At 73.1% G+C, this 12221-nt stretch carries 10 protein-coding genes; 4 read left to right on the top strand and 6 right to left on the bottom strand.

Annotated features, from left to right (window positions below; translation table 11 throughout):
• Nucleotides 1–16: 16 nt before the first annotated feature.
• From ACVWNX_RS07915 to ACVWNX_RS07935, 5 genes are all read right to left on the bottom strand, one after another.
• The gene (locus ACVWNX_RS07915; protein WP_454413177.1) at nt 17–817 is read right to left on the bottom strand and encodes an ABC transporter permease; all 801 of its coding nucleotides are present in this window, start codon (nt 815–817) and stop codon (nt 17–19) included.
• Nucleotides 817–1773 (bottom strand): ABC transporter permease, encoded by a 957-nt coding sequence (locus ACVWNX_RS07920; protein ID WP_454413178.1) that lies wholly within the window; start codon nt 1771–1773, stop codon nt 817–819. Before ACVWNX_RS07920 ends, ACVWNX_RS07915 begins: the two co-directional genes overlap by 1 nt.
• Nucleotides 1770–2936: an ABC transporter ATP-binding protein gene (locus ACVWNX_RS07925; protein ID WP_454413179.1), complete on the bottom strand. Its 1167-nt coding sequence runs from the start codon at nt 2934–2936 to the stop codon at nt 1770–1772. The genes ACVWNX_RS07920 and ACVWNX_RS07925 overlap by 4 nt, the downstream gene beginning before the upstream one ends.
• A 192-nt stretch (nt 2937–3128) precedes the next feature.
• Nucleotides 3129–4370 carry an ABC transporter substrate-binding protein gene (locus ACVWNX_RS07930; RefSeq protein WP_454413180.1) on the bottom strand — a complete coding sequence of 414 codons (1242 nt, stop codon included), beginning with the start codon at nt 4368–4370 and terminating at the stop codon, nt 3129–3131.
• Nucleotides 4371–4610: 240 nt separating this feature from the next.
• Nucleotides 4611–6134, bottom strand: a complete 1524-nt coding sequence (locus ACVWNX_RS07935) for a gamma-aminobutyraldehyde dehydrogenase (protein ID WP_454413181.1) — start codon at nt 6132–6134, stop codon at nt 4611–4613.
• A gap of 435 nt (nt 6135–6569) precedes the next feature.
• Here ACVWNX_RS07935 and ACVWNX_RS07940 point away from each other — a divergent pair, with 435 nt between their 5' ends.
• Nucleotides 6570–6851 carry a hypothetical protein gene (locus tag ACVWNX_RS07940; protein ID WP_454413182.1) on the top strand — a complete coding sequence of 94 codons (282 nt, stop codon included), beginning with the start codon at nt 6570–6572 and terminating at the stop codon, nt 6849–6851.
• 30 nt (nt 6852–6881) lie between these two features.
• On the opposite strand, the gene ACVWNX_RS07945 is transcribed toward ACVWNX_RS07940, so the two are convergent.
• Nucleotides 6882–7403 (bottom strand): DUF4190 domain-containing protein, encoded by a 522-nt coding sequence (locus ACVWNX_RS07945; RefSeq protein ID WP_454413183.1) that lies wholly within the window; start codon nt 7401–7403, stop codon nt 6882–6884.
• A 592-nt stretch (nt 7404–7995) separates the two neighbouring features.
• Here ACVWNX_RS07945 and ACVWNX_RS07950 point away from each other — a divergent pair.
• The 3 genes from ACVWNX_RS07950 (at nt 7996) to ACVWNX_RS07960 (ending at nt 12141) form a co-directional block, all read left to right on the top strand.
• Complete coding sequence (locus ACVWNX_RS07950) at nt 7996–9027, top strand: adenosine deaminase (RefSeq protein ID WP_454413184.1); 1032 nt, start codon at nt 7996–7998, stop codon at nt 9025–9027.
• A gap of 695 nt (nt 9028–9722) precedes the next feature.
• Entirely contained in the window at nt 9723–10769 is a 1047-nt protein-coding gene (locus ACVWNX_RS07955) for an AraC-like ligand-binding domain-containing protein (RefSeq protein ID WP_454413185.1), read from the top strand.
• Between the two features lie 238 nt (nt 10770–11007).
• Nucleotides 11008–12141, top strand: a complete 1134-nt coding sequence (locus ACVWNX_RS07960; RefSeq protein ID WP_454413186.1) for an AraC family transcriptional regulator — start codon at nt 11008–11010, stop codon at nt 12139–12141.
• The last annotated feature ends 80 nt before the right edge of the window (nt 12142–12221 follow it).

Genomic DNA, 12221 nt, shown 5'->3' on the forward strand with positions numbered 1-12221 from the left:
CGGGTGGTGCCGGGCGTCACGCGCGCTGGCGCCGCCGGCGGTTGCCGATCACCATGCCGATCAGCACGAACAGTACGGCGACGAGGAACATGGCCGTCCCGATGACATTGATCTGAACGGGCGTTCCGCGCTGCGCCGAGCCCCAGACGAACATGGGGAAGGTGACCGTGGAGCCCGCGGTGAAGTTGGTGATGATGAAGTCGTCGAAGGAGAGCGCGAAGGCGAGCAGCGCGCCCGCCGCGATGCCCGGGGCGGCGATCGGCAGGGTCACCCGCAGGAAGGTCTGCACCGGTCCGGCGTAGAGGTCCTGGGCGGCCTGCTCCAGCCGGGGGTCCATGGACATCACCCGGGCCTTGACGGCCGTCACCACGAAGCTGAGGCAGAACATCACATGGGCGATGAGCACGGTGGTGACGCCCAGCTCGGCTCCCATGTTGAGGAACAGCGTCAGCAGCGAGGCGGCCATCACGACCTCGGGCATCGCCATCGGGGTGAAGATCAGCGCGCTGACCGCCCCCCGGGCCCGGAAGCGGTATCTGACCAGCGCGAACGCGATCATCGTGCCCAGCACGGTGGCGCCCAGGGTGGCCCAGGCGGCGATCTGGAGGCTGAGCGCGAGCGAGCCGCACAGATCGGCGACCCCGCACGGGTCGCGCCACGCCTCGGTGGAGAAGTTCCGCCACTCGTAGTTGAAGCGGCCCTTCGGCTTGTTGAAGGAGAACACCATGACGACCACGTTGGGCAGCAGCAGATAGCCCAGGGTCAGCAGCCCGGCGATGACGACGAGATGGCGGCGGATCCAGCGCAGAGGGGCCATCAGACCAGGTCCTCCGTCCCCGACTTGCGGATGTAGAAGGTGACCATCACCAGGATGGCGGCCATGAGGAGGAACGACAGCGCGGCGGCCGTCGGGTAGTCGAGGACCCGCAGGAACTGCGTCTGGATGACGTTGCCGATCATGCGGGTGTCGGTGGAGCCGAGGAGGTCGGCGTTGACGTAGTCGCCGGAGGCCGGGATGAAGGTCAGCAGCGTCCCGGAGACCACGCCCGGCATCGACAGCGGGAGCGTCACCCGGCGGAAGGTGGTGAACGGGCGGGCGTACAGGTCGCCCGCCGCCTCGTGCAGCCGTCCGTCGATCCGCTCCAGGGAGGTGTACAGCGGGAGGATCATGAACGGCAGGAAGTTGTACGTCAGTCCGCAGACCACCGCGAGCGGGGTGGCCAGCAGCCGGTCCCCGTCCGTCATCCCCAGCCAGCTGGTGACGTCCAGGATCCGCAGCGCGTCCAGCAGCTCCACCAGCGGTCCGCTGTCGGCGAGGATCGTCTTCCAGGCCAGGGTGCGGATCAGGAAGCTGGTGAAGAACGGGGCGATCACCAGCACCAGCAGCAGTCCCCGCCAGCGGCCCGCGCGGAACGCGATCAGATACGCCAGCGGATAGCCGAGCAGCAGGCACAGCACGGTCGCGGAGCCCGCGTACAGCACCGAGCGCAGGAACTGCGGCCAGTACTCGGTGAAGGCGTCGACGTAGGTGGCGAAGTGCCAGGTGACGGTGAAGCCCTCTTCGAGGGAGCCGGTCTGGACCGAGGTCGACGCCTGGTAGACCAGCGGCAGCACGAAGAACACCAGCAGCCACAGCAGTCCCGGCAGCAGCAGCCAGTACGGAACGAACCGGCCGCGCGGTCGGGGGCCGGGCGGCGGGGACGGCGGGGCGGGCGCGGGGACCTCGGCCCCGGCGGGCTCCCCGGCCTTCGCGGGGTCGGTGAGGGTGCTCACGCCGCCTCCCCCACCGGCTCGGTGCCCGCGTCGGCGTCCTGGGCGGCGTCGAGCCCGAAGCCGTGCTCCGGGTTCCAGTGCAGGACGACCCGGGCGCCGGGCACCAGCCGGGCGTCCCGCTCCACGTTCTGCACGTACACCTCGAAGCCCGGACCGCCGGAGCTGACCGCGCTCACCGGGCTCTCCACCAGGTACTGGGTGGACACCCCGATGAAGCTGGTGGCCGTGATGGTCCCGGCGACCCGGTTCCGTCCGGCCGGGACGTCCGCCGCGTCGTCCTCGTGGACCAGGGACAGCTTCTCCGGACGGACGCCCACCAGGATCCGGCCGCCCTCGGTGGTCCGGCCCGCGCAGCGCGCCACCGGCAGCCGCAGGGTGCCGTCCGCGACCCCCGCCACCAGGTCCCCGCCGTCACGGGAGACCACGGAGGCGTCGATGAGGTTGGAGGTGCCCAGGAAGTTCGCCACGAACGTGGTCGTCGGCCGGTCGTACAGATCGGCGGGGGCGCCGAGCTGCTCGACCCGGCCCTTGTTCATCACCGCGACCGTGTCGGCCATCGTCATGGCCTCCTCCTGGTCGTGGGTGACGTGCACGAAGGTGATGCCGACCTCTGTCTGGATGCGCTTCAGCTCCAGCTGCATCTGACGGCGCAGCTTGAGGTCCAGGGCGCCCAGCGGCTCGTCGAGCAGCAGCACCCGGGGGTGGTTGATCAGGGCGCGGGCGACCGCGACGCGCTGCTGCTGGCCGCCGGAGAGCTGGTGCGGCTTGCGGCGCGCGAGGTCGCCCAGCTGCACCAGGTCGAGCATCTCCCCGACCTGCTTCTTCACCGAGCGGATGCCCCGTCGGCGCAGTCCGAAGGCCACGTTCTCGAAGACGTCGAGGTGCGGGAAGAGCGCGTACGACTGGAAGACGGTGTTCACCGGCCGTTTGTAGGGCGGCAGGGCGGTCACGTCCTGGTCGCCGAGGACGACGGTGCCGGTCGTCGGCTCCTCCAGGCCCGCGATCATCCGCAGGGTGGTCGTCTTGCCGCAGCCGGAGGCGCCGAGCAGCGCGAAGAAGGAGCCCTGCGGCACGGTCAGGTCGAGCGGATGGACGGCGGTGAAGGAGCCGTACGTCTTGCTGATCCCGGTGAGGCGGACGTCGCCGCCGTGGTCGGTCGTCATGGTGGGTCCCGGGGGTCGAGGGGCGGGGAGCGCCCGGAGGGCGGGAGGGCTCCGGAGAGCGGGAGCCGGGGCCGGGGCCGGCGCGGGCCCGGCGGGAGAGCCGGGGGCGGTGCGGTGCGGAGGCCGGGGCGGTGCGGAGGGCCGGGGGCGGTCGGCGGGGCCGGGGCCCGGCGGAAGGGCCCCGGTCGTGGCTCAGGCTCCGGTCAGCTTGGCGAACTTCGTCTCGTACGCCGTCTCTTCCTTGGAGGACAGCGAACGGAAGGAGTGCGACTTCGACGCCATCTCCCCGTCGGGGATGATCAGCGGGTTGTCGGCGGCGTCCGCGTCGATCTTCGCCAGCTCCGCCCGGACGCCGTCCACCGGGCACACGTAGTTGATGTACGCGGCGAGCCGGGCGGCCGGTCCCGGCTCGTAGTAGTAGTCGATGAGCCGTTCGGCGTTGCGCTTGTGCCGTGCCCGGTTGGGGACCAGCAGGTTGTCGGTGGCGATCATGTAGCCGCTGTCCGGGATCACGAAGCCGATGTCCGGGTTGTCGGCCTGGAGCTGGACGACGTCACCGGCCCAGGCGACACAGGCGGCGATGTCCCCCTTGGAGAGGTCCGAGGTGTAGTCGTTGCCGGTGAAGCGGCGCACCTGGCCCCGGTCGACGGCCTTCTGCACCCGGGCGATCGCCGCGTCGAAGTCGTCGTCGGTGACCTTGCCCGGGTCCTTGCCCATGTCCAGCAGGGTGAGCCCCATGGTGTCCCGCATCTCCGACAGCAGCGAGACCCGTCCCTTGAGCTTCGGCTCGTCCAGCAGGTCGCCGAGCGAGCGCACCTCCAGCCCGTCGAGCGCCTTCCGGTTGTACGCGATGACCGCCGGGATGCCCGTCCACGGGTACGAGTAGGCGCGTCCGGGGTCCCAGTCGGGGCTGCGGAACTGCTGGGAGAGGTTGGCGTACGCGTTCGGCAGGTTGGCGGGGTCCAGCTTCTGCACCCAGCCGAACCGGATGAGCCGGGCGGCCAGCCAGTCGGTGACGTTGATCAGGTCCCGTCCGATGTCCTGACCCGCCGCGAGCTGCGGTTTCACCTTGCCGAAGAACTCGACGTTGTCGTTGATGTCCTCGGTGTACTTGACGGATATCCCGGTCCGCTTCCGGAACTCCTCCAGGGTGGGCCGCCGTTTGCCGCTCTCGTCGACGTCCATGTACTCGGTCCAGTTGGAGAAGACGACGCGCTTCTCCTCGTCGGAGAAGTCCTCCGAGTCGACGCCCCCCGAGCGGGCGGCGGGCGGGATGCCGCAGCCGCTCAGCGCGGCGGTCGCGCCGACGGCGAGCGCGCCCCCGGTCGTGGCGCGCAGCAGGGTGCGCCGGGAGAGGGCGGCCCTGCCGCCGCGGAGGCTGCGCCGCATGGCGGCCACCTGCGCCGGGGAGAGGGTCTCGGGCTCGTGCTGCATGCGCGTGACGCCCTTTCGGTGGAGCCCTGGGATCGGGGGAACCCTGGGAGGGGTACGGGACGGGGGTGCTGAGGGGGGACCCGGGGCGTGGGGGACGGGCGCGGTGGAGCGGTGCCGACGGGACGGGCCGTCGGTTCGGGGCCCCTCCCCGGTCGGTGCCGGACGGCCGGAGGGGCTGAGGGACTGAGGGAAGGGCCGGGGACGGAGGTACGGGCGGGATGGACGGGACGGGGCGCCGGGTCAGCGGTCCCCGAAGACCGTGCGGTGCCAGTCCTTCCTGGCCACCGCGGTGTTGTCGAACATGACGTGTTTGACCTGGGTGTACTCCTCGAAGGAGTACACGGACATGTCCTTGCCGAACCCGGAGGCCCGGTAACCGCCGTGCGGCATCTCGCTGATGATCGGGATGTGGTCGTTGATCCAGACGCAGCCCGCCTTGATCTCCCGGGTGGCGCGGCCCGCCCGGTACACGTCCCGGCTCCACGCCGAGGCGGCCAGTCCGTACGGGGTGTCGTTGGCGAGGCGGATGCCCTCGTCGTCCTCGTCGAAGGGGAGCACCACCAGCACCGGGCCGAAGATCTCGGCCTGGACGACCTCGCTGTCCTGCGGGGCGTCCGCGATCAGGGTGGGCCGGTAGAAGGCGCCGCTCGACAGGTCGCCGCCGGGCGCCTCGCCGCCGGTCACCACCCGGGCGTAGCCGCGCGCCCGGTCCACCAGGGCGGCGACCCGGTCGCGGTGCGCGTACGACACCAGCGGGCCGAGGTCGGTGGCCCGGTCGAAGGGGTCACCGAGCCGGACGCCCGCCATCAGGTCGGCCACCCCCGAGACGAACGCCTCGTACAGCGGGCGCTGGACGTACGCGCGGGTGGCGGCCGTGCAGTCCTGGCCCGAGTTGATGAGCGCCCCGGCGACCGCGCCGTGCACGGCGGCCTCCAGGTCCGCGTCGTCGAAGACCACGAACGGGGCCTTGCCGCCCAGTTCCAGGTGGAGGCGCTTGACGGTGGCGGTGGCGATCTCCGCGACCCGCTTGCCGACCGCGGTGGACCCGGTGAACGAGGTCATCGCCACCCCGGGGTGGCCCACCAGGTGCTCGCCCGCCTCCCGCCCGGCGCCGGTGACGACGTTGACGACCCCGTCCGGGAGCCCCGCCTCGGTGGCCGCTTCCGCGAACATCAACGAGGTCAGCGGGGTCAGCTCGGCGGGCTTCAGCACGATGGTGTTGCCCGCCGCGATGGCCGGGAGCACCTTCCACGCGGCCATCTGGAGCGGATAGTTCCAGGGGGCGATCGAGCCGACGACCCCGATGGGCTCGCGGCGCACGTACGAGGTGTGGTCGCCGGAGTACTCCCCCGCCGACTGGCCCTGGAGGTGCCGGGCGGCACCGGCGAAGAACGAGGTGTTGTCGATGGTGCCCGGGACGTCGAACTCCCGGGTGAGCTTGATCGGCTTGCCGCACTGGAGGGACTCGGCACGGGCGAACTCGTCGGCCCGGTCCGCGAGCACGGCGGAGAAGCGGTGCAGCGCGTCGGAGCGCTCGCCGGGGGTGGCCCCCGCCCAGCCCGGGAACGCCCGCCCGGCCGCCTCGACCGCGGCGTCCACGTCCGCCGTGCCCGCCAGTTCGTACGTGTACACCGCGTCGCCCGTGGCGGGGTCGACGACGGTGTGGGTACGCCCAGAGGTGCCCTTCGCCGGGTGGCCCCCGATGTACTGGGCGCCGTCGGCGAAACGGTCCTGTGCCTCGAAGCGGTGGCCCGCGTTGTGCATGGCACTCTCCTCCGCCGATGCCCCGTTGACGGGGTTCGGCGTAGCTTCGGCTCGATTTGAGTGCCGATCCTGACATGGGCCCCCAGCTCCAACAAGTGATTCCGTTGTTGCCTTTTGGTTACGCGACGGAATCTGTCGACCAGATGTCGAGTCACGCGAGGAATCCCGGGACGGAGTGTCCGTGGTGTGCGGGACGGGGGGCGTGCATGGCCCCGTCGCCCCAGCCGTCCCGGGCGTCCCGGCCGTCCTGGGCGCCCCCGGCCGTCCCTGGCGGGTGCCCGGCGGAGGGGGCTGGTCGAGGGGCCCGGCGGAGGCGGTCGGTGCGCGGACCCGTGGGGCGACCGGGTGCGCGGCCGGGCAGTGGCCGGTCGATGGCCGGTGCGCGGCGGGTGTCGGACGGTCGAAGACCGCCGTGGCGGGTGCGCGGGCCGGTCCGTGGCCGGTGGCTGGTGGCTGGTGGCTGGTGGCTGGTGGCTGGTGGCCGACCGGTACGCGACCGGTGCGCGGTTCGGTACGGGGCAGGGGTCGTGGGTCGGGGCCGCGGTACGGAGCGCGGTTCCCGGACTCACCGACGCGCCCGACGTCGCGGCGCCGCCCCTGGTGCTGTACTCGTTCCTGCTGGGCGGTCCCCTGTCGGTGACCGCCCTGTCCGTCTGGGAGGTGCGGCGGTTGAGCCGTCGCCACGGGGTGACCCCACGGTCGGCCCTGGGCCGCTGACCGGACCGCCGGACTCCGGCCCGTCCGGGGTCAGCGGAACGCGGCCACCGGCGAGGCGGACGGGACGGGACCGGCGGGAGCGCCGGGGAGGGCGTCCGCCACCGGCCCGGAGCGGGCGGTGGCGATCACCGCGACCCCCAGGAGCACCGCCAGCAGGAAACCCACCAGCCCGCAGATCAGCCCGGCCAGGGCCTGTCCGGGGTTCACGGCCAGGCCCTTCGACGCCCGGGAGCGGGCCACCCCGCCGAAGACCACCGCGAGGACGGCCAGCACGATCGCGAGCGGCCACAGGACGAAGACGCACACCGAGAGGATGCCGAGCACCAGCGAGGCCACCCCGAGGCCGTCCCTGGCGGGCGGGACCCCACCGCCCCAGCCCACTCCGGCCCCGCCCGGGTACCCGTACGGCGCGGCCCCGCCCGGGTACGGCGCCGGACCGCCGCCCGTGCCGTACGCCGGGTGCGACGGATGCGAGGGGTACCCGGCGGGGTACCCGGGCGACGGCCCCGGACCCTCGGGGCCGATCGGCGGCGGGGGCACCGGGCTCGTCACCGGCCCGGGTCCGGCGGCACGGGACCCCGGCGGGGCCCACGGTCCGACGGGGCCGGGCGGGTGCGCGACGGGACCCCCGGCGAAGGGACCGGACGGCGCGCCCGCTCCCGGTGAGCCGCCGTCCCACCGACCGGGACCGGCCGGGGACGGCGGCTGGAGGACGGGCCGGGGCAGGGAGGTCACCGTCGGCTGGGCGTGCGGAGGCGGGAACCCCGGGGCCGACGGGGCCGGTGAAGTCGGCGAGGTCGGTGGGGACACGGGGGGCGCCCATGGATCGGACGCCTCGGACGCCCCAGATGCCCCGGACACCCCAGAAGCCCCGGACTCCCCGGACTCCCCGGAGGCCCCGTCCCCGGAGACCCCGCCTCCAGAAGCCCCGGGCAGTTCAGAAGACCCGGGCACCCCGCCCGGCCCGCTCCGCTCCTCAGTCACCGCTGGCCCCCTCCGACACGCGTCCGCCCATGCTAGGGGGTGTCCGACGGACACCCCCCGGAGCCCGGCGCGGAGCCGCCCACCGCCGCCTACGATGGACGTCGTCACACCGATCAGCCGATCACCAGCGCCCCCTGGGGCGCCGTTCCGGGGAGGAACCTTGACCGACCTGCACGCCTTCATCGCGGGGCTGCCGAAAGCCGAACTGCACGTCCACCACGTGGGCTCCGCCTCTCCCCGGATCGTCTCCGAGCTGGCCGCCCGGCACCCGGACTCCAAGGTCCCCACCGACCCCGAGGCCCTCGCGGACTACTTCAGCTTCACCGACTTCGCCCACTTCATCGACGTCTACCTCTCGGTGGTCGACCTGATCCGCACCCCGGAGGACGTCCGGCTGCTCACCTTCGAGGTGGCCCGCGACCTGGGACGGCAGAACGTCCGTTACGCCGAGCTGACGATCACCCCGTACTCCTCGGTGCGGCGCGGCATCGACGAGCGGGAGTTCATGGCCGCCATCGAGGACGCCCGCAAGGCCGCCGAGGCCGAGCTGGGCGTCGTGCTGCGCTGGTGCTTCGACATCCCCGGGGAGGCCGGTCTGGAGGCCGCCGAGGAGACCACCCGGCTGGCCGTGACGGACTCGCTGCGGCCCGAGGGGCTGGTGGCGTTCGGGCTCGGCGGACCGGAGATCGGAGTGCCGCGTCCGCAGTTCAAGCCGTACTTCGACCGGGCCGTCGCGGCGGGCCTGCGCTCCGTCCCGCACGCGGGCGAGACCACCGGGCCGGAGACCATCTGGGACGCGCTGCGCCACCTGGGCGCCGAGCGGATCGGCCACGGCACCAGCGCCGTCCGCGACCAGCGGCTCCTCGCGCACCTCGCCGAGCACCGCGTTCCCCTGGAGGTCTGCCCGACCTCGAACGTCGCCACCCGGGCGGTGCCCAGCCTCGACGAACACCCGCTGGCCGCGATGGTCGAGGCCGGGGTGCTGGTCACCATCAACTCCGACGACCCGCCGATGTTCGGCACGGACCTCAACAGCGAGTACGGCGTGGCGGCGCGGCTGCTCGCCCTGGACGAGCGCGGGGTCGCGGACCTCGCCCTGAACGCCGTGGAGGCGTCCTTCCTCGACCCGGCGGGCAAGGAGCGGCTGGGCGGGGAGATCGACGCGTACACCCGGGCGTGGCTCGCGAGGTGATCCTCCGCACACGGTGACCGCCCACGGGCGGACGGACGGAAGGGGCGGTGCCGACCGGTACCGCCCCTTCCGCCGTCACGGTCCCCTGGCGCGCCTCCGACGCACCACGCACAGGATGACCCCCACCCCCCGTTCGGGGGGTCATCCCAAGACTTTTACCGGTCACAGGACCCTCACACGCTCTGCGCACCGCGTACCCACGTTCCTGTCGATCAGTGACCTCGACCGGCGGGAGGGCCCGGCGGAACGCTCCACTCACCTTCCCGGGGACCGCTCCGGCGCACCCCGCTGACCTGGGCTCCTTCGGGTCCTCCGGAAAGCTCCGGCCTCCGGACGGCACCCGCTCCGAAGGCCGGTGGGGGCCCGTCGCGACCGGAGGGACGGTTTTGGCCATTCCCCCGGTCCCCGGTGCCCCTGAGCGGGCCGGGAGGGGCAAGATTGCGTCACCGGGGGCGGTGGTGCATCGACGGAACGTGGCGGAAGACGCCTGGAGTCCCGTCCTTCGCGCAACCGATGACGGGCTTCCGTTCTGCCGGAGCGCCCGACCGGTTCCCCACGACAGGGAACCGGTGAGCCGACGACCGTCGGCGCGTACGGCCGCGCCGCCCCCGGCAGACGTCAAGGGGGAGTTCATGTCAGGAGCCGGATCGCCACGACCGTCCGTCCGCCCGTCCCGGCGGGCTCCGCACCACCGTATGGACGGGCAGACCTCCGTACCGCGTCCCGGCGGACTCACCGCGACCGGGTTCCGCGGCGAGGACGTCCCGCACGAGGAGCAGTTCGGCCACTGGTCCCAACTGATGGACTGCGCCCACGCGCCACTCCGTCTGACCAGCGAGCACTCGACCGGCTTCCACGCGCGTCAGCGGTTGATCCCCCTGGGAGAGGTGTTCGCGTGGGTCTCCGGGTACCGGCGGCTGGCCGTCCAGCGCACCCCGGCACTCATCCGGAGGTCCGACCCCGAGAGCTTCCATGTGTCCCTGCTCCTCGAAGGATCCGGACGTGTCTCCTGGGGGCAGCGGCGGAGCGCGCTGTCCGCGTGGGACTACCTGGCCAACGACTCTTCCCGGCCCTGGGAGATCGCGATCGGTGACCGGACCTGTCGTACGGTGAGCCTGGAGATACCCAAGGACCTGCTGCCGCTGCCCCGGGCCCGGGCCGAGCGGGCCGTCGGACTGCCGCTGGACAGCGGCAGCGGGCTCGGCGCCGTGCTCGGCGCGCTCCTGGCACAGCTCGCCGGGGACACCATCCCCTACCGCGCCTCCGACGCCGCCCGGCTGGGCTCCGTGGCGACCAGCCTGGTCGCGGGGATGTTCGCGAGCGCCGTCGACGCGGAGCACGGCCTCGCGCCCGAGACCCGCACCCACAACCTGACGTTGCGCGTGCGGGCCTTCATCCACCAGAACCTCGGCGACCCGGGCCTCAGCGCGACCACGATCGCCGCCGCGCACCACATCTCCGTCGGCCACCTCCACCGGCTGTTCCGCGAGGAGGGCGTCACCGTCGGCGCGCTCATCCGCAGCCTCCGCCTCCAACACGCCCACGCCGACCTCGCCAACCCCGCGCTGCGCACCACCCCCATCCACACCATCGCCGCCACCTGGGGCTACCCCCGCCCCGCCGACTTCAGCCGCGCCTTCCGCACCGCCTACGGCCTCACCCCCCGCGAACACCGCAACCTCGGCCCCCTCCCCGGGCCGACGGCCAGAACGTCCCCCCACGGGGACGGCGCGCGCCCCTGAGGCCCGACGCCCGCACCACCACCGGTCCGGCCCGGTCCGTCCCGGTCTCCGGCCCGCGCCCCGTGGGGCCCGGCGCCCTCCGTCGCGCGTCCACACCGCGAAGGCCACGGACACCCATGGAGCGACGGCGCTCCCCGGCCGGATCCACTCCCGCCCGGGCACACGGCCCCCGGCACCCGGACGACGTCCACGACGACGCGCCCGGGCCGGGCCGACAGCCCACCACGAAGGAGGACTCATGCCAGGAACCGGTACGCCCTCCCGGACCGCCGACGGCGCGGACCGCGTCCCCTCGAACACCGCGGACGGGGACACCGCGAGCGTCACGGACGGGGACACCGCACCGTCCACGGGCGACCTGCCCGTCACCACGTTCCTCAGCGACGACGTACGGCGCGCGGACCGTTTCGCCTACTGGTGCGATCTGATGAGCGACGCCCACGCACCGATGCGGCTCACCAGCGAGCACGCCGAGGACTTCCACGCCCGGCTGCGGCTGGTTCAGCTCGGTGCCGTGATCGCGTGGCCGTCCGTGTTCCAGCCGGCCACCTTCCACCGCACGCCCGGGTGCGTCCGCCGGTGCGACCCCGGGACCTTCCATCTGTCGCTGGTCCTGAGCGGAACGGCGGACGTCTCCTGGAGACGGCAACAGGCGGGCGTCCGCACCCTGGACTACCACACCAACGACTCCTCGCGGGCCTGGGACATCAGGACCAACGGCCGGAAGATGCGGTCGGTGGGGCTGGAGGTCCCCAAGGCGTCGCTGCCCCTGCCCACGGCGAAGGCCGAGCGGGCCATGGGGCTGCCGATGACCAGTCGGCACGGGCTCGGCGCGCTCCTGGGCACCCTGCTCGTCCAACTGGCCCGGAAGGACCTCATGTACGGCGCCGCCGACGCCCCCCGGCTGGGCTCGGTCATCGCCGATCTGGTGGCAGGCATGTTCGCGAACGCCGTGGACGCGGAGGGTGAGTTGGAGCCGCAGACCCGTACCCGCACCCTGGTGCTGCGCATCCGGGCCTTCATCCGGCAGAACCTCGGCGACCCCACCCTCACGCCCACCACCGTCGCCGCCGCGCACCACATCTCCATCGGCCACCTCCACCGGCTGTTCCGCGAAGAAGGCACCACCGTCGGCGCGCTCATCCGCAACCTCCGCCTCCAACACGCCCACGCCGACCTCGCCAACCCCGCGCTGCGCGCCACCCCCATCCACACCATCGCCGCCACCTGGGGCTACCCCCGCCCCGCCGACTTCAGCCGCGCCTTCCGCACCGCCTACGGCCTCACCCCCCGCGAACACCGCAACCTCAGCGCGTCATCGGCGTCGGCCGCGCGGGGTGCGGCGGTCGGCGCCGAGGGCCCGGCCCGCTGACCGCCGGAGGGGCCGGTCGCACGACCGGCCCCTCCGGGCCGAACCCGACCACCGCCGCCACAGCCGGCGTGACTGTCAGT

Source organism: Streptomyces sp. JNUCC 64 (assembly GCF_054484115.1).

Coding starts and splice junctions, on each gene's coding strand:
- ACVWNX_RS07915 (WP_454413177.1), bottom strand. CDS start 817: ATGGCCCCTCTGCGCTGGATCCGCCGCCATCTCGTCGTCATCGCCGGG.
- ACVWNX_RS07930 (WP_454413180.1), bottom strand. CDS start 4,370: ATGCAGCACGAGCCCGAGACCCTCTCCCCGGCGCAGGTGGCCGCCATG.
- ACVWNX_RS07935 (WP_454413181.1), bottom strand. CDS start 6,134: ATGCACAACGCGGGCCACCGCTTCGAGGCACAGGACCGTTTCGCCGAC.
- ACVWNX_RS07960 (WP_454413186.1), top strand. CDS start 11,008: ATGCCAGGAACCGGTACGCCCTCCCGGACCGCCGACGGCGCGGACCGC.
- ACVWNX_RS07925 (WP_454413179.1), bottom strand. CDS start 2,936: ATGACGACCGACCACGGCGGCGACGTCCGCCTCACCGGGATCAGCAAG.
- ACVWNX_RS07955 (WP_454413185.1), top strand. CDS start 9,723: ATGGACGGGCAGACCTCCGTACCGCGTCCCGGCGGACTCACCGCGACC.